17 protein-coding genes are annotated in these 17,012 nt (G+C 62.7%); 7 read left to right on the plus strand and 10 right to left on the minus strand.

Annotated features, from left to right (window positions below):
- Position 1: 1 nt before the first annotated feature.
- Positions 2-664 (plus strand): thiaminase II, encoded by a 663-nt coding sequence (gene tenA, locus MUU54_RS15300; RefSeq protein WP_247244899.1) that lies wholly within the window; start codon positions 2-4, stop codon positions 662-664.
- 3 nt (positions 665-667) lie between these two features.
- On the opposite strand, the gene MUU54_RS15305 is transcribed toward tenA, so the two are convergent.
- Together MUU54_RS15305 and MUU54_RS15310 are read right to left on the minus strand one after the other, a co-directional pair.
- Positions 668-1,309, minus strand: a complete 642-nt coding sequence (locus MUU54_RS15305; RefSeq protein WP_247244900.1) for a LysE family translocator — start codon at positions 1,307-1,309, stop codon at positions 668-670.
- Positions 1,310-1,345: 36 nt separating this feature from the next.
- A complete protein-coding gene (locus MUU54_RS15310) occupies positions 1,346-1,693 on the minus strand; it encodes an SDR family NAD(P)-dependent oxidoreductase (RefSeq protein WP_312038834.1) in 348 nt (115 codons plus the stop codon).
- Between the two features lie 183 nt (positions 1,694-1,876).
- Here MUU54_RS15310 and MUU54_RS15315 point away from each other — a divergent pair, with 183 nt between their 5' ends.
- Positions 1,877-3,100: an argininosuccinate synthase gene (locus MUU54_RS15315; protein ID WP_247244901.1), complete on the plus strand. Its 1,224-nt coding sequence runs from the start codon at positions 1,877-1,879 to the stop codon at positions 3,098-3,100.
- 52 nt (positions 3,101-3,152) lie between these two features.
- On the opposite strand, the gene MUU54_RS15320 is transcribed toward MUU54_RS15315, so the two are convergent.
- Positions 3,153-4,328: a multidrug effflux MFS transporter gene (locus tag MUU54_RS15320; protein WP_247245032.1), complete on the minus strand. Its 1,176-nt coding sequence runs from the start codon at positions 4,326-4,328 to the stop codon at positions 3,153-3,155.
- Positions 4,329-4,612: 284 nt separating this feature from the next.
- Here MUU54_RS15320 and MUU54_RS15325 point away from each other — a divergent pair, with 284 nt between their 5' ends.
- The 4 genes from MUU54_RS15325 (at position 4,613) to ppa (ending at position 10,010) form a co-directional block, all read left to right on the plus strand.
- Positions 4,613-6,700, plus strand: a complete 2,088-nt coding sequence (locus MUU54_RS15325) for a M3 family metallopeptidase (RefSeq protein ID WP_247244902.1) — start codon at positions 4,613-4,615, stop codon at positions 6,698-6,700.
- A 133-nt stretch (positions 6,701-6,833) separates the two neighbouring features.
- Positions 6,834-8,657 (plus strand): translational GTPase TypA, encoded by a 1,824-nt coding sequence (gene typA / locus MUU54_RS15330; protein WP_247244903.1) that lies wholly within the window; start codon positions 6,834-6,836, stop codon positions 8,655-8,657.
- Between the two features lie 196 nt (positions 8,658-8,853).
- Positions 8,854-9,363: a GNAT family N-acetyltransferase gene (locus MUU54_RS15335; protein ID WP_247245033.1), complete on the plus strand. Its 510-nt coding sequence runs from the start codon at positions 8,854-8,856 to the stop codon at positions 9,361-9,363.
- Positions 9,364-9,476: 113 nt separating this feature from the next.
- Positions 9,477-10,010, plus strand: coding sequence for an inorganic diphosphatase (gene ppa / locus MUU54_RS15340; RefSeq protein WP_247244904.1), 534 nt, complete (start codon positions 9,477-9,479; stop codon positions 10,008-10,010).
- On the opposite strand, the gene MUU54_RS15345 is transcribed toward ppa, so the two are convergent.
- Both MUU54_RS15345 and MUU54_RS15350 read right to left on the minus strand, forming a co-directional pair.
- Positions 10,011-10,325 carry a DUF167 family protein gene (locus tag MUU54_RS15345; protein WP_247244905.1) on the minus strand — a complete coding sequence of 105 codons (315 nt, stop codon included), beginning with the start codon at positions 10,323-10,325 and terminating at the stop codon, positions 10,011-10,013. It lies immediately after the preceding gene.
- Complete coding sequence (locus MUU54_RS15350) at positions 10,322-10,612, minus strand: YggT family protein (protein WP_247244906.1); 291 nt, start codon at positions 10,610-10,612, stop codon at positions 10,322-10,324. Before MUU54_RS15350 ends, MUU54_RS15345 begins: the two co-directional genes overlap by 4 nt.
- A 134-nt stretch (positions 10,613-10,746) precedes the next feature.
- On the opposite strand from MUU54_RS15350, the gene MUU54_RS15355 reads away from it, so the two are divergent.
- A complete protein-coding gene (locus MUU54_RS15355; RefSeq protein ID WP_247244908.1) occupies positions 10,747-11,982 on the plus strand; it encodes an MFS transporter in 1,236 nt (411 codons plus the stop codon).
- Positions 11,983-11,988: 6 nt separating this feature from the next.
- Here MUU54_RS15355 and MUU54_RS15360 read toward each other — a convergent pair whose 3' ends face one another.
- From MUU54_RS15360 to MUU54_RS15380, 5 genes are all read right to left on the minus strand, one after another.
- The gene (locus tag MUU54_RS15360; protein ID WP_247244909.1) at positions 11,989-12,756 is read right to left on the minus strand and encodes a glutamine amidotransferase; all 768 of its coding nucleotides are present in this window, start codon (positions 12,754-12,756) and stop codon (positions 11,989-11,991) included.
- An 11-nt stretch (positions 12,757-12,767) separates the two neighbouring features.
- On the minus strand, positions 12,768-13,244 hold the full coding sequence (locus MUU54_RS15365; protein WP_247244911.1) for a tellurite resistance TerB family protein: 477 nt from the start codon (positions 13,242-13,244) through the stop codon (positions 12,768-12,770).
- A gap of 11 nt (positions 13,245-13,255) precedes the next feature.
- Positions 13,256-14,911 (minus strand): heme biosynthesis protein HemY, encoded by a 1,656-nt coding sequence (locus MUU54_RS15370; RefSeq protein WP_247244913.1) that lies wholly within the window; start codon positions 14,909-14,911, stop codon positions 13,256-13,258.
- The gene (locus tag MUU54_RS15375; RefSeq protein WP_247244914.1) at positions 14,908-16,194 is read right to left on the minus strand and encodes a mitofilin family membrane protein; all 1,287 of its coding nucleotides are present in this window, start codon (positions 16,192-16,194) and stop codon (positions 14,908-14,910) included. Before MUU54_RS15375 ends, MUU54_RS15370 begins: the two co-directional genes overlap by 4 nt.
- Positions 16,195-16,280: 86 nt before the next feature.
- Positions 16,281-17,009 carry a uroporphyrinogen-III synthase gene (locus tag MUU54_RS15380; RefSeq protein ID WP_247244916.1) on the minus strand — a complete coding sequence of 243 codons (729 nt, stop codon included), beginning with the start codon at positions 17,007-17,009 and terminating at the stop codon, positions 16,281-16,283.
- Positions 17,010-17,012: the final 3 nt, after the last annotated feature.

Raw genomic sequence — 17,012 nt, forward strand, 5'->3', positions numbered from 1 at the left:
CATGACGACACCGTTCGAGCTTTTGAAGCATCGCAGTGCCGGGGACTGGCAGCGTTACTGCGAGCACAGCTTCGTGCGTGAGCTTGCGGAAGGGACTCTGCCGCAAACGGCGTTCCGGCACTACCTCAAGCAGGACTATCTGTTCCTCATCCAGTTTGCCCGCGCCTGGGGGCTCGCCGTCTACAAGAGCCGCGACCTTTGCGAAATCCGCCAGGGGCTGGAGGCGCTGAAGGCGATCGTCGACGTCGAGATGGGGCTGCATGTGCGCTATTGCGCCGACTGGGGCATCAGCGAGACCGAGCTGGCGGGGCTGGAGGAATCGCGGGCGACGCTCGCCTATACGCGCTACGTCCTCGACGCCGGCATGAGCGGCGATCTTCTCGACTTGCATGTGGCTTTGGCGCCCTGCATCATCGGCTATGGCGAGATCGCCAGCTGGATCGAGCGTCAGCCGTTCACGAATACGACAGGCAACCCCTACCAGGACTGGATCGAGATGTATGCCGGTGACGAGTACCAAGAGCTCGTGAGATCGGAACTGGAGTGGCTCAACCGGCGGCTCTCGCAGGTAGACCAAACCCGATTCGACCGTCTCTCTGTTGTATTCCGCGATGCGACGCGGCTCGAGGCTGACTTCTGGCAGATGGGGCTGGACCTCGCCTGAGGGTCAGCGTGCCTGGGTCATGAAGATCTTGAAGGCGAAGACGGAGAAGACGCCGGCAAAGGCGTAGTCTATGCCGCGCAGAACCTTCGGGTTCGCCTGCAGCCAGGCCGCCAGCTTGTCCGCTAGCAGGATGACGACGACGTTGACCGGCGAGCCGACGAGGATGAAGAAGACGCCAAGAAAAATCAGCTTCTGCGTGACGTCGGGATCGCTTGCGGTGACGAACTGCGGCAGGAAGGTCATGAAGAAGATGATGACCTTGGGATTGAGCAGGTTCACCCCCAGCCCGGTGGAGATGTTGGCGAGTGCCGATGCCTTTTGTCCGTCCACCCGCTCCACCGACAGATTGGATCCGGATCGCACCGCCTGGATGGCCAGCCAGAGGAGATAGCCGGCGCCGCCTGTCTTCAGGATGAAGAAGGCGGTTGGCGAGGCCGTGATCAGCGCCGAGATGCCGAAGGCAACCAGAAGAGTATGGATTAGGATGCCCGTCGAGGTTCCGACCACGACGAAAAGCGCTGGCCCGCGGCCCTGCGCCAGCGCGCGGCTGATCGACAGGGTCATGTCGGGACCGGGCGTGACCGCCAACAGCAGGCTGGCCGCCGTGAAGGCGAGTAGCGTCGGGAGGCTCGGCAGGAAGTCCATGGGGCGCTCGGAAAAACGGTCTGTTGAAGCCCTTCCTTATCCCGCTTTCCCGCCGCTGCCAATCGGCGCTGCCGCTAGCTTCGTTTCGCGATGAAATCCTTCGAGGCTTGCGCGTGGTCGGGATGCCACCACCCGCTCCAGGGACACCAGCTCGCCCGGCTGCCAGACGTCGGTGCCGATCGGGGTGACGTCCGCCTCGCCCCCTTCGGCAATGGCTGCGACCTCGCGGCAGGCGTTCACCAACGCATCGCCTTCCAGGTCGGCCAGCACCACGCACATGCCCAGTTCGGCGAAACGCTTCGCGGCGGCGAGGCCGATACCGGAGGCGGCGCCGGTGACGACGGCAACATTGCCCTCCTTGAAGGCGGGATGAATGTCGGCCATGGGCGCTCTGCTTTGCTCGTCTTCGCCAGCCGGCGAATCTGGTGCAGCATCAGAACCCGTCAACATGACAAGCGTGCCACATCGGGCGTCACATCTTGCACGACAGGGCAAACTGGCTAAAAGTGCCGCCCATCCCAAGCCCTCTTGGCGCAAGCGCCAGAATCCCGAACGGACCAAAGACATATGGCACTCCCCAAAGACGTGAAGAAAGTCGTCCTCGCCTATTCCGGCGGTCTCGATACCTCCATCATCCTCAAGTGGCTGCAGACGGAGCTCGGCGCCGAAGTGGTGACCTTCACCGCAGACCTCGGCCAGGGCGAAGAGCTCGAGCCGGCGCGCCGCAAGGCCGAGATGCTGGGGATCAAGGAGATCTTCATCGAGGACGTACGCGAGGAGTTCGTGCGGGACTTCGTCTTCCCGATGTTCCGCGCCAATGCCGTCTATGAAGGGGTCTACCTGCTCGGCACCTCGATTGCCCGTCCGCTGATCTCCAAGCACCTGATCGAGATCGCCAAGAAGACCGGCGCCGATGCCATCGCGCACGGCGCGACCGGCAAGGGCAACGATCAGGTTCGCTTCGAGCTTTCGGCCTACGCGCTGAACCCTGACATCAAGATCATCGCGCCCTGGCGCGACTGGGCGTTCAAGAGCCGCACGGACCTCCTGAACTTCGCCGAACAGCACCAGATCCCGGTTGCCAAAGACAAGAAGGGCGAAGCGCCGTTCTCCGTCGACGCCAACCTGCTTCACTCTTCTTCCGAGGGTAAGGTTCTGGAAGATCCGGCCCAGGAAGCGCCGGAATACGTGCACATGCGCACGCTCTCACCGGAAGCGGCCCCTGACAAGGCGACCGTCATCAAGATCGGCTTTGAAAAGGGTGATGCCGTCTCGATCAATGGCGAGCGCCTGTCACCTGCGACGCTGCTCGCCAAGCTCAACGACTATGGCCGCGACAACGGCATCGGCCGTCTGGACCTCGTCGAAAACCGCTTCGTCGGCATGAAGAGCCGCGGCGTCTACGAGACGCCCGGCGGCACGATACTGCTCGCAGCTCACCGCGCGATCGAGTCGATCACGCTTGACCGCGGTGCCGCGCACCTCAAGGACGAGCTGATGCCGCGTTATGCGGAGCTGATCTACTACGGCTTCTGGTTCTCGCCGGAGCGCGAGATGCTGCAGGCTCTCATCGACAAGAGCCAGGAGCATGTCGAGGGCGAAGTGACGCTGAAGCTCTACAAGGGAAATGTCATGGTCATCGGCCGTGACTCGGAGAAGTCGCTTTATTCCGACCAGCTGGTCACCTTTGAGGACGATCAGGGCGCCTATGACCAGAAGGATGCGGCAGGCTTCATCAAGCTGAACGCGCTGCGCCTGCGCACACTCGGCAAGCGCAACCTGAAGGGCTGATCCAGGCTCGTAGAATTTTGAACCCGCTCTCGTTGCCGCGAGGGCGGGTTTTTCATGCCCGCCGTTCGAGCGCCAAGTAAGCGAGGTAGCTGCCGACGGCCATGAACTCCATGAAGGGGATCACCGTGCCAAAGGACAGCAGTGGCGCCCCGATGAGGGCTGCAGCGAGGCCGCCGAGAAAGCCGCAACCCATCTGGATAAACCCCATCATCGCCGAGGCGGAGCCGGCGATATGCGGGAACGGCGCCATGCCGACCGTGATGATGTGCGGGCTGACGAAGGCGATGCCGAAGGTGCAGATGCCGACGGGGAGCATGATCGAAAGAAAGCTCGCCGGCAGGAGCGCGACCGACAGTGCCATGACGACGCCGCCCGTTGCCGAAAAGCAGAGGCCGATGACGACGGCGCGGTGGCCCGAGATCCAATGCGAAACCCTGCGCAGCACGAGCGAGCCCGCGAGGTAGGAGCCGGTCTGGACCAGCATGCCAAGTCCGAACTGCGTCGGCGTCAGGCCCACCTCGCCGATCAGAACGAAGGGCAGCATGGTGGACTGTGCATACAGCGCTCCGATCGAGCCGCCGATGACAAGCGAGGCGAGAGCGAAGCGGGGATTGGACAGGACTTCCGCGTAGCCGCTGACCAGCCTGGCCGGGCGAAGGCGTGTGCGATCCGGCGTCGTCGTCTCGCTGAGGAACAGGGCGACGCTGCCGATGGAGATCACGCCGAAGCCGAGCATCAGCAGGAAGACCGACTTCCAGCCGAAGGCGGCAAGCGAAAGGCCGCCGAGCGTCGGCCCGAGCGCCGGCGCCACCGTCAGCATGATGGCGATCAGGTTCATGATGCTCGCGGCCTCCTTGCCGACGAACTGGTCTCGAACCACCGCACGCGCGACCGTGATGCCGACCGAGGCGCCGATGCCCTGGATGAGGCGGCCGGCCAGGATCAGCTCGATGCTCGGTGCCATGGCGGCGATGACCGAGCCGAGGAGGTAGATCAGCAGGAAGCCGATGGTGGAAGCCTTGCGCCCGAACGCGTCAGAGGCCGGCCCAGCGAGAAGCTGCGCAACGGCAAAGCCGGCGAAGTAGAGCGAAAGCGACATCTTGATTGCGCTCTCGGTGGTCGAGAAGGCTTGCACGAGCTCCGGCATGGCCGGGGTGTAGATCGCCATGGAAACGGGACCAAGCGCCGTCAGGAGTGCGCCAAGCAGCGAGGTCCGGCGCGCGGTCATCATCGGTGTCGGAAGGAGGTTGTCGGCTTTCATCATCTGCCAGGGCGGCGAAGGCAAGCTTGCCTGAGGAGCTTCGTCTAGTCCGGGTGCAAGCGGTGCTGCAGGCGAACGGTTGAGGGAGAGATACTCCCTTTCGAGCGTCAGGCAAGATGTGCAGCCGAGGCCCGTGTCGAGGATGCGCCGATTTCGGCTTGGCTGGTTGCACGGATCGGCTAACTTCCCAGATAAAGATGACCGCCAATTCGGAGCGCGTCCCGGCGCCCATCATCACGAAGGATCCTTGCATGCCGCAGCTTCACATCAACCCTGCCCTGATCGATTGGACCGGGCATGCGGGTCTGCCGCGCTTCGACCTCGTGAGGGACGAGGATTTTGCCGGCGCCTTCGACGCGGCGATGGCCAAGCACGACGCGGAAATCAACGACATCGCCTGCGACCCGCGTGAGCCAACGATGGAAAACACGATCGTTGCGCTGGAGATTGCGGGCGACGAGCTGTCGCGGATCTCGGCGCTGTTCTGGAACAAGGCGGGAGCGCATACCAACGAAGTGATCCAGGCACTGGAGCGGGACATCGCGCCAAAGATGTCGCGGCACTATTCGAAGATTGCGATGAACGAGGCGCTGTTCAAGCGGGTCGATGATCTCTGGGAGAAGCGTGACAAGCTCGGCCTTTCGGTCGAGGAGAAGCGGGTTCTCGAGCGCCACTGGAAGGGTTTCGTGCGCACCGGCGCCAAGCTGGCGAAGCCGGAACAGGAACGGCTTGCCGCAATCAACGAGAAGCTCGCAGGCCTTGGTGCGCAGTTCGGGCAGAACGTGCTCGCCGACGAGAAGAACTGGGAACTTCCTCTCTCGGAGGCGGCTGATCTTGCCGGCCTTCCTTCCTTCCTGCGGGATGCAATGGCCTCGGCCGCACGGGATCGCGGGCACGAGGACGGCTATGTCGTGACGCTGTCGCGCTCGATCATCGAGCCTTTCCTGACCTTTTCCGAGCGCCGGGACCTGCGCGAGCAGGCGTTCACCGCCTGGACCGCACGTGGCGCGAACGGCGGCACGACGGACAATCTTGCGATCGTGAAGGAAACGCTGGCACTGCGCGCCGAGCGAGCCCAGTTGCTCGGCTATGACAGCTTTGCCGCCTTCAAGCTCGACAACACGATGGCAAAGACGCCGGAGGCGGTGAACCAACTGCTGATGACGGTCTGGGAGAAGGCACGGCAGAGGGCGCTGGAAGAGGAGGCGAGCCTGGCCGGACTTATCGCGGAGGAGGGCGGCAACCACGAAGTGATGCCCTGGGACTGGCGCTTCTACGCCGAGAAGCTGCGGCACCGCACCTTCAACTTTTCCGAATCCGAGCTGAAGCCCTACCTGCAGCTGGAAAAGATCATCGAAGCCTGCTTCGACGTGGCAGGTAGGCTCTTCGGCGTCCAGGCCATCGAAGTAAGGGACGTGCCGGTCTATCATCCGGACGTACGGGTCTTCGAGATCCGCGACGAGGGCAACAACCTCAAGGCGCTTTTCCTCGGCGACTACTTCGCCCGCTCCTCCAAGCGCTCCGGCGCCTGGATGAGCTCGTTCCAGTCGCAGCACAAGCTGCCGCTGAAGAACGGCCGGCAAGGCGAGATCCCGATCATCTACAATGTCTGCAACTTTGCGAAGCCCGCCGCAGGCAAGCCGGCGCTGTTGTCGCTCGACGACGCGCGTACGCTCTTCCATGAGTTCGGGCACGCTCTCCATGGCATGCTGTCTAACGTCACCTATCCGTCCGTATCCGGCACAGGTGTCGCCCGCGACTTTGTCGAACTGCCCTCGCAGCTCTACGAGCACTGGCTGACGGTGCCGGAGATCCTCGAGAAATACGCGGTCCACTACGAGACCGGCAAGCCGATGCCGAAGGCCCTGCTGGACAAGGTTCTGGCGGCGCGAAGCTTCAACGCCGGCTTTGCCACGGTGGAGTTCACCTCTTCCGCGATGGTCGACATGGCCTTCCACACCCGTGGAGCAGTGGAGGAGCCCATGAAGGTGCAGGCGCAGGTGCTGAGCGAGATCCGCATGCCGCAGTCCATCGTGATGCGCCATGCGATCCCGCATTTCCAGCATGTCTTCTCCGGCGACGGCTATTCGGCCGGCTATTATTCCTACATGTGGTCCGAGGTTCTCGACGCCGATGCGTTCGCCGCCTTCGAGGAAACGGGCAGCCCCTTCGATCCGGTGATGGCGCGCAAGCTGAAGAACAACATCTACTCCGTCGGCGGCTCCATCGATCCGGAGGACGCCTATAAGGCCTTCCGCGGAAAGCTGCCCGATCCGGAAGCCATGCTGAAGAAGAAGGGTCTCGCGATGGTGGAAGAACTTTCCGGCAGTGACGCGTGATGGCGAGCGCATAGCTGCCATTCGGCAAGCTTTCCCGCGCCCCCTTTCGCAAATGCGAAAAACAGGGTATGAGCGCGCCAACAGTAGATTGGCGCCTCCTCCCGTATTGCGCCCCGAACCAGAGATCCAAAATATGAAACTTCGCAACATCGCGATCATCGCGCACGTTGACCATGGGAAAACGACCCTTGTCGACGAGCTTCTGAAACAGTCGGGCACCTTCCGCGAAAACCAGCGCGTCATGGAACGCGTGATGGATTCCAACGACATCGAAAAAGAGCGCGGCATCACGATCCTTGCCAAGGCGACCTCCATCGAGTGGAAGGGTCACCGCATCAACATCGTCGACACGCCCGGCCACGCCGACTTCGGTGGCGAAGTCGAGCGCATTCTGTCGATGGTGGACGGTGCAATTGTTCTCGTGGACGCATCCGAAGGCCCGATGCCGCAGACCAAGTTCGTGGTGGGAAAGGCGCTCAAGGTAGGCCTGAAGCCGATCGTCGCAATCAACAAGATCGACCGTCCGGACGGCCGCCACGAGGAAGTTCTCAACGAGGTGTTCGACCTCTTTGCCAACCTCGACGCGACCGACGAGCAGCTTGACTTCCCGATCCTCTACGGCTCGGGCCGCAATGGCTGGATGAACGTCAATCCGGAAGGCCCGCAGGACGAAGGCATGGCGCCGCTGCTCGACCTCGTCCTCAAGCATGTCCCCGAGCCTACCGTCGAAGAGGGCCCGTTCCGCATGATCGGGACCATTCTGGAAGCCAACAACTTCCTCGGCCGCATCATCACCGGCCGCATCGCCTCCGGTTCGATCAAGCCGAACCAGGCGGTGAAGGTCATCGGACAAGACGGAAAGCTGATCGAGAACGGGCGTATCTCCAAGATCCTCGCCTTCCGCGGCATCGAGCGTCAGCCGATCGAAGAAGCGCATGCCGGCGACATAGTTGCCATCGCCGGTCTTTCGAAGGGTACTGTTGCCGACACGTTCTGTGATCCCTCCGTTACCGAACCCATGGCTGCGCAGCCGATCGACCCGCCGACGGTCACCATGTCGTTCATCGTCAACGACAGCCCGCTTGCCGGCACGGAAGGCGACAAGGTGACGAGTCGCGTTATCCGTGACCGACTGTTCAAGGAAGCCGAAGGCAACGTTGCGCTGAAGATCGAAGAGGCTGCCGACAAGGACAGCTTCTTCGTCTCCGGTCGCGGTGAATTGCAGCTCGCCGTTCTGATTGAGAACATGCGCCGCGAAGGTTTCGAACTCGCTGTCTCGCGCCCGCGCGTCGTCATGCACAAGGACGAGGAAACGGGCCAGATGATGGAGCCCGTCGAGGAAGTCGTGATCGACGTCGACGAGGAGCATTCCGGCGTCGTCGTGCAGAAGATGTCCGAGCGCAAGGCCGAAATGGTCGAGCTGCGCCCGTCGGGCGGCAACCGCGTTCGCCTGCGCTTCTATGCGCCGACCCGCGGCCTGATCGGCTATCAGTCGGAACTGCTGACCGATACGCGCGGCACGGCGGTGATGAACCGCCTGTTCCACGAATACCAGCCCTACAAGGGTGAGATCGGCGGCCGCGTCAACGGCGTGCTCTTGTCCAACGAGTCTGGCGAAGCCGTTGCCTATGCCCTCTTCAACCTCGAAGACCGCGGTCCAATGATCATCGACGCGGGCGAGAAGGTCTATGAAGGCATGATCATCGGCATCCACAGCCGAGACAACGATCTCGACGTGAACGTGCTGAAGGGCAAGAAGCTCACCAACATCCGCGCCGCCGGCAAGGACGAGGCCGTAAAGCTCACGCCGCCGATCAAGTTCACGCTGGAGCGGGCGCTGTCTTGGATCCAGGACGACGAGCTGGTGGAGGTGACGCCGAAGTCGATCCGACTGCGCAAGCTTTACCTCGACCCGAACGAGCGCAAGCGCTTCGAAAAGGCGAAGATGGCCGGCTGACCTTAGTCAGGCTGCACCAAAAGGACCCGGCCATCGTGCCGGGTTTTTCTTTTGTCTTTAGCCGGAGCAGGGTTGTGGGACGGGTTAAAATGACGTTAACGTACACCTCGGAACGCCAGAACCTGAGCTGGGGAAAGGTGTTCTGATGAAATATCATGTTCTCGTCCAGCCCGATACACGGGTCCAGAGTAACGTTATGAAGACGTTGTCGATCGATGTTCGGCCAGCAGAGCCGCAGGATGCTCGTGCAATCTCGGAGGCCCATCGCCTGTCGTGGATGCAGACCTATGCCGGCCTCATTCCGCACCGTCCCCTGAGGCAGATGATCGAGCGCCGTGGCGAGGCCTGGTGGCGCAAGGCAACACGGGGGCCCGCGACGCTGCTGGTGCTCGACGTTGCGGGCAGTATTGCAGGTTACGCGACCATCGGCCTCAACCGCGCCAAGGCGCTGCCCTATGACGGGGAGGTCTACGAGATCTACCTGCGCCCCGAATTCCAGGGGATCGGACTTGGCCGGCGTCTGTTCGGCGAGAGCCGGCGGCTTCTGAAATCTCTCGGATGCAGCGGTCTCGTCGTCTGGTGCCTCGAGGACAGCGAGCACGCCTCCCGCTTCTTCCGCCGCCACGGCGGGCTCGACATGGTCGAAGGCATGGAAGACTTCGGGGGGACTGCATTGCAGAAGATCGGGTTCGTCTGGCCGCGCTAGAATATCGTCGGCGCCAGGGGCCTCTCTGCCGTCCGCAGACGAAAGGCGTGTTGCCTATGGGGGCTTTTAACAGTATCGAAGCGGCCATCGTCAAACCTCATCCGGGGACAAGAATGCGCATCGATGCAATTTCCATTGGGAAGAATCCGCCCGAAGACGTCAACGTGATCGTTGAGGTCCCGGTCGGCGGCCATCCGATCAAGTACGAGATGGACAAGGAGGCCGGCGCGCTGATCGTCGACCGCTTCCTTTACACGCCGATGACCTATCCCGGGAACTACGGCTTCGTGCCGCACACGCTCTCGGAAGACGGCGACCCGATTGATGTCCTCATCTGCAACACTCGTCCGCTGGTGCCGGGCTGCGTCATCAATGTCCGTCCGATCGGCGTGATGGTGATGGAAGACGATGGCGGCAAGGACGAGAAGATCATCGCCGTGCCGGTGCCGAAGCTCACCCGTCGATATGACAAGATCGAGAATTACAGCGACCTGCCCGAGATCACGCTCAAGCAGATCGAGCACTTCTTCGAGCACTACAAGGATCTGGAGCCCGGCAAGTGGGTCAAGATCGGCGGCTGGCAGGATGTCGGCACGGCCAAGAAGCTGATCGTCGAGGCGATCGAGCGCTACAAGGCCGACAAGTAGTCAACGCCGAGCAAGCGCCTCAAGCTTTGCACAGACGTCCTCCGGTTCGCCATCGAGCCGGAGGATTTTCTTTCTGGCGGTCTCGCCGGACATGATTATTATCGCGCTCTTCGGCATCCGCAGGTGCTTTGCCAGAAGTGCAATCAGCGCCTTGTTCGCCTTGCCGTCCTCAGGCACCGCCGTTACCCGCGCTCTCAGATAGCTCTCGCCATTATCGGCCGTCTCGATCCCGTCCACTGCCTCGCGGCCGGCAGACGGCGTCAACCTCACCGAAAGGCGGAAGTGATCCGCTTGTCGGCTATAGCCGGGGCTCATGCGAAGATCGGATAGATACTCGTCCAGAGCAGCGAGCGCAGGAAGAAGATGATCAGCAGGACGATTACCGGCGAGATGTCGATGCCGCCGAGATCGGGCATGATGCGGCGGATCGGCCGCAGGACCGGTTCGGTCACGTTGTAGAGGAAACTGCCGATCGCGTTGACGAACTGGTTGCTCGAATTGATGACGTTGAAGGCGTAGAGCCACGAGAAGATGGCGCTTCCGATCAGCACCCAAGTATAAAGGCTCAGGGCAAGGTCAATCGTCTGGAACAGCGCGAGCATTCAGGTCTCCATTTCTAGTTGACAGACATGTAGACATTGGGGGATCAACGAGCAAGTGCCGTGCCTGCACCGGATCCGAATCATGTTTAACGGGTGCCTCGGGTCCAGTTTGGCGTCCTGAAAGTCCCTCGTCGATGTCCATCCCTACTGCTGGCGATCGGTTCGCTGCCTTCCGGCACGTCTCCTACGCCCGTTTCTTCACCTCCCGCTTCCTCGCCGCTTTTGCCATTCAGATCATCAGTGTTTCGGTCGGCTGGCAGATGTATGACGAGACGGGCAGTGCGCTTTACCTCGGCCTGATCGGCCTTTTCCAGTTCCTGCCGTCGCTGCTGCTGATCCTCGTGACGGGCTCAGTGGCAGATCACTACAATCGGCGCGCAATCGTTGCCATCTGCCAGGCCGTTGGTGCCGTCTGCGCCAGTGCCCTGCTGGCTCTGACGATCGCAGACATGTTCATGCCCTGGCTTGTTTTTGCGATCCTGACGGTCTTTGGTATCGAGCGCGCCTTCATGGGGCCGGCAGTCCAATCGCTTGCTCCCAACCTCGTTCCGGAGGGCGATCTGGCCAACGCCATCGCGTGGAACTCGTCTTCTTGGCAGACGGCTTCGATCGTCGGACCGGTCGCCGGCGGCCTGCTTTACGGTGTCAGCGCCGTCGCCGCCTATTCTGCCGCTTTTGCAATGTTGGTGGCCGCGGGCATTCTTGTCATGCTGATCCCGAAGCCCGCGCAGCGGACGGGATCGCGAACCGTCAGCTGGAGCGAGATCCTCGCGGGCTTCCGCTTCATTGGGCAGGAGAAGGTGGTGCTCGGGGCGATCTCGCTCGACCTGTTCGCAGTCTTGCTGGGTGGTGCAGTCGCGCTGATGCCGATCTTTGCGCGCGACGTCCTGGTGCTCGGCCCCTGGGGTCTCGGCCTCTTGCGCGCTGCCCCGGGCATCGGAGCGGTGGCCGTGGCGCTGTGGCTTGCCTTTTATCCGATCCGGCACAGGGCAGGTGTCGCCATGTTCGTTGGCGTCGCCTTGTTCGGTGCTGGCACCGTCATCTTCGGCCTTTCGGAAACGACCTGGCTTTCCATTGGGGCCCTGATGCTGATGGGCGCATCGGACATGATGTCGGTCTATGTGCGCGAAACCCTGATCGTGCTTTGGACGCCGGACGAGGTGAGAGGGCGCGTCAATGCCGTCAACATGGTCTTCGTCGGCGCGTCGAACGAGCTCGGCGAGTTCCGCGCCGGCACAATGGCGTCGATCTTCGGCGCAGTGCCGGCGGTGGTAATCGGCGGCGCCGGTACGCTGGCGGTGGCGGCAATCTGGGCGATGGGTTTCCCGCAGCTGCGCAAGATCGACAGTCTGGAAGCGCCCCAGCGCTGACCTGTCTCAGGCGCTTCTGCGCATCGGCCTTTCCGGAGCTTGCTGCCCTTCTGCGGCATGGCGCTCAAACACGAGAGACAGGAAGTCTGACAGCCACTGCTTGAGTGGCGCGTCGAAGATCATGCGGCCTTCCAGGTGCTCGCTGCCCTTCTGGGCGTTCGGCATGATGAAGCGGCCTTCGCCTCGGACGACCCAGCGCTGCATCATTGCCCGTGTCAGTTCCGCATGAAACTGCACGCCCCAGGCGTTGTCGCCGTAGCGGAACGCCTGGTTGGGATAGACGTCACCTTCCGCCAGCAGCTGGGCGCCGCGCGGCAGGCTGAAGCCTTCACGATGGAAGTGATAGACCATCTTCGGCCAGTGCGGCATCAGCAGCCGGCCATGCGCCGTAGCCCGCAGGGGGTACCAGCCGATCTCGGTCATACCGTCCTTGTCGGCCGCGACCGTGCCGCCGAGATGGCGCACCATCATCTGCGAACCAAGGCAGATGCCGAGAAACGGCTTGTTTTCCTTGAGCGGCACCGCGATCCAGTCGGTCTCCGCCTTGACGAAGGGATCAGGGTCGTTGGCGCTCATCGGGCCGCCAAAGATCACGGCGCCTGTGTGCTGCGCCAGCGTGGAGGGAAGAGGATCTCCGAGAACGGGGCGGCGGATATCGAGCGGGTAGCCCTTTTCGACCAGCATCTGACCGACGCGGCCGGGCGAGGATGTTTCCTGGTGGAGCACGACGAGAACCGGGAGCTTCTTCGTGTCCTGGGACGGTGTCATCAGCATCGGTTACCTTCTCATTCGCCTCCTGCGTCTCCTCCCGATTGACGCGCAGCAGCGTCCTGGCGCTGCAGGACCCGATCCCGATCAGACACTCCCATCAGATCCGCGATCCGCCAGATGACGTGATCTTCCATTTCGCTCCGCTCGCCGTCGGCATGTACGAGATCCCAAAGGACGCCCATAAGTTCGACCCTCTCCTCTGGATCCAGGTGCCGATTAAGATCGGAGGTAAAGCGGTAGTAGTCAACGGCCTCCTGGCCAGCCTCGCGACCGGCTTCGATCAAAGAGTTAAGCTTCTCCCCCGCCAGATCGTAACGGTCGCGCAGCAGGTCCCGCAGCATCTCCCGCTCGTCCTCTGAGACGGTGCCATCGGCTTCCATCACCTGGAAGCACAGTGCGGCAAAGGCTACACGCGGATCGCCAGGCGGAAACTCGCCCTCCGGTTGGCGCTCGGAAAGGTTCTGGATGAAGGCTTGGAGGCGGTCGAACATCACTGTTCCTGTCAGAAGAGGCGGAGTCGGTTGGAAGGCTCGTGGGCCGTGTTTGGATCCTTGACGCCCGGATCATCCGGCCGGCGGTGGAGGAAAGGATCGTCCTCCGCTTCGCTCTCCTTGCTCTCAAGACCGTTGGCCTTGGCAGAGGGAGTTGGGACAATGATGGTTTCGCCTGAAGGCTTCTTCGGCTCGTCCTTCTTCGCAGCGAGTGCAGCAGGCGCTTCTGCAGGAGCAGGCGTCACTTCAGTCGGCTTCGGCTGCACCGGTTCTTCCTCCGGCTCCTCCCGGGGCGCTTCTGGTTCCGGCGTTTCTTCGACCGGCGGAAGCTCGGCAATGGCTCTGTCGGCTAGGTCACCTTCCTCGACCGGTCCCTCTAGCTGGCCGTAAGGCACCTTCCATTCGAAGGCGTCAATGCGTCCTGTGGTCGGCGACACCGGCAGCCAGTGCTCCGAGACGATTCCGTCGGCGACCCAGGCCGGGTCACGCGGCGCGCGAAGCGCCTGCGCCATCCAATGGCGAATGCGGCCCTGGTCGGCAGTGTCGGCCTCCTCGACATCGGCCAGGAGAAGATAGATGCTCTCGCGCGGGCTCATCCGCGCTGCAGCTTCAGCCTTGGAGCGCGCCTTCTCCAGTTCACGTGCATCAAGCGCGGCCTCTGCCACGGCAACGAGCGACTCGACATTGTTCGGTCGCATCCCCTCGAGTTTCTCCGCCCGCTTCAGCCGGTCGGCTGCACTGTCGCCGCTGCGCGCCCGCACATAGGTGGTGGCGATTTCCGGGTGCGGATCGAGCTTCCAAACGCCTTCCAGGACCGAAGCGGCACGGCGGATGTTGTCCTCCCGCAGATAGGCCTTGGCAGCGATGATGGCGGCGGGAACGAGATCCTTTGCGTGCTTGAGCGCCGCAAGAGCGTCGTCACGTGCGCCCTTGGGATCGGCTTCCAGCCGTTCGCCGGCCTTTGCCGTCAGGAGGACTGCTTTCCAGCGCTCTGCCTGCTTCTTGTCGATGACGTTAGCGATCCGCTGTTGGTCGAGCAGGCGGATGGCGTCATCCCAACGGCCAGCACGGCAGCGGTATTCCAGCGTTGCCTGTGCGGCCCAGGGAAGATAGGGCGCATTTTCGGCGGCCCGCTCCGCATATTGGCGCGCGGCCTCGTCCGCGCCGAGGCGACGGGCCTCCACATAAAGGCCTCGCAGGCCGAGCTCTCGCGTTTCCGGATCTTCGGCCATGCGCTCGAACTTCGCCCGGGCATCGTCGTGGCGCCCCTCGATGAGGGCGGCCTGCGCGTCGAGAAGATGCAGCAGCGGTTCCTGGTCGGGTCGCAGCATGCTCTGGGCACGCAGGCTCATCTTTCGCGCCAGCAGGGCATTGCCCGCACCGGCTGCGATAAGACCGGTCGACAGTGCCTGATAACCTCGGTCCCGTTTGCGGGCGCGGAAATAACGCCTGACAGAATGCGGCGAGGTCCAGATCAGCTGGATCAGCCACCACAGCAGCATGATGGCCGCTATGACCGCAGCGACGGCGGTCGCCGCGACCATCAGGCTCGTCTCGATGAGGTAGTCTTGCCACGTGATGGCAATCAGCCCCGGGCGATCTGCAAGCCAGGCAAAGCCCCAGCCAAGAGCGAGAACGACGAGAATAAAGACAAAGATCCGGATCATTCCGTCGCTCCCTGGTTCTGGCTTGCCGTTTCGCTGACGGCGCGGGAGACCGTATCGGCGATCAGGGCGTTAACGGCGATCCGCGCATCGAGTGCCTGCTTGAAGTCCTGCGAGACAGCCTTGCCTTCCTCCGGCAGGCTTTCCCATGCAGTGGCAGCATTCATCAGCTCGCCACTCCTCAAGGCGTTTTCGATCCGGGCGACTATTGCCTCGGGCGTGTCACCCTCGACCTCGCCCGTACGACGCACCTTCACGATGGATATGGCGCTCGACATCAGGCGGCTGGCGATACCCTGATCCGTTCCAGGCTGATTGACGGCGTCGATGATCTGCGAGGACACCTCCGAGAAACGATCCACGAGTTGCGCCTGGGTCGGCACACCGTCTTCGGCATAGGGCTGCAAGTTCGAGACGGCCGGGTCATCGGGCGCGGCAGCGGCAAAGGTCTGAAGCTCGCTGTTAAACGAGCCCCCCTGATCGATGGCTGCCTTCAAGGCTGCAGCGATGATCGCGCGCGCAGCCGCCTGCTCCGGGCCCGGCTGGTTCACCTGGGTTTCCAAAGCATCAAGGCGCTGCTGCAACTGGTCGATCTCGCTGGCGCGTTGGTTCGACGCGGTCTCGCTTGCTGAGCGCACCTCCGAGAGCTGTTGCTCGATGGCTGCAAGCCGCTGGTTTACCTCGTCATCACCGCCTTCGTTTTCAGCGGCTTCCAGGGCCTCGACCCTTGCCTGAAGATCCTGATCAGGCCCTTGCTCCTGGCTGAGCGCCTCAACCTGTTGGCGAAGGGCGGCGATTTCAGAGCTCGTGCCCGTGTTGTTCGCTCCGCCGTTGGGAAGATAGCCGGCGTATTGCATGCTGCCTGCCAGCGCGAGCGCGACGATGCCGCCGAAGATTCCTGCCGCGACGAGTGTCGGGGCGGAAGCTCCCTGACGCCGCTGTTCCGTTACAGGAGGACGAGGCTCGGTGTCTTCGGCAGGCGGAGGGGCGAGACCGTCGGTCACTTCCGGGGGGCGATCTTCTTCGGTTGTAGCCTTGCGCTCCGAGGAGCCGGCGATTTCCTCCTTCACGTCATCCTCTGGCTTCGATGCGGCAAACTCGATCGGTGTTGCTACAGCCTCGGACGTATCTCTGTCGACAGTCCCATCGACGGCGCCCGGATCTGTGTCATCGCTATCGTTGCTGCGCACCGGCTCTGCAACCGCCTCGGTTTCGGAGGCTGTCGCGTCTATCGTCACCGGCGACTTGCTGGATTTGGGGCGGCGGGGCGGCTTGTCCGTGACCATCGAGACCTCGTTTCTGCGACATCATTCAGGGAAACTAGTGGCCCGTGCGGGTCATGGAAAGAGGCGGGCGGGAATTTGGCCGCCGTTCAAGACGAAAGGAGAGCGAGCAGGCTGTACTCATCCGGCCGGGCCGCGACGGTGACATTCGCCTGCAATGCTGAAGGCACGGCCTCCGCGACGTTGCTGCTGAGACAGAGGATGCGGGCGGTGGCCAGCATTTCGATTTGCTTCGGCCTGAGAGGCAGCCCGAAGAAGCGCTCTGCCGTGGCGCGGGAGTAGAGAAGGACGGCGTCCAGTGGCGGAGCTTCCAGCGCCGCGGCAAGCATATCCTCGTCGATCGCGACCGGCTTCATTCTGTAGCCTTCCACCGTCTCGAAAGGAATGGCGTGGTCGGCAAACCCATCCTCCAGGGTCGTCGCGCGGGGATTGCCGGCAATGTAGAGAAGCGGGTGGTTTGCAGTCAGCGCCCGAAGCTCACCGCGAAACAGGTCAAGCATGCCAATTGCCGTTCCGTCGGCGGCCCGTACTTCTTCGAAGCCAAGCTCGCGAGCAGCCGAAGCCGTTGCCTCGCCGACAGCAAAGACCGGTCCGGATAAATACGGATGAAGCACGTTGCCCAGCGAGTGCAGAACACGGACCGCTTCCGCACTCGTCAGCACGATCGCAGAATGCAGCTGCCGGAGCGCTTCAAGCACGTCATCAGGGTGATGCTCCGGCTCCGTCAGTGGCAGAACGATGGGCTGATGCCCCACCGCCGAAAGCCGTTCGGCCGTGCGGCGGGAGGAGTCGGCCGGGCGCGTGACCAGGACGCGCATCGG

It is taken from the genome of Pseudorhizobium tarimense, assembly GCF_022968135.1.
In the GTDB taxonomy this organism is placed as follows: Bacteria; Pseudomonadota; Alphaproteobacteria; order Rhizobiales; family Rhizobiaceae; genus Neorhizobium; species Neorhizobium tarimense.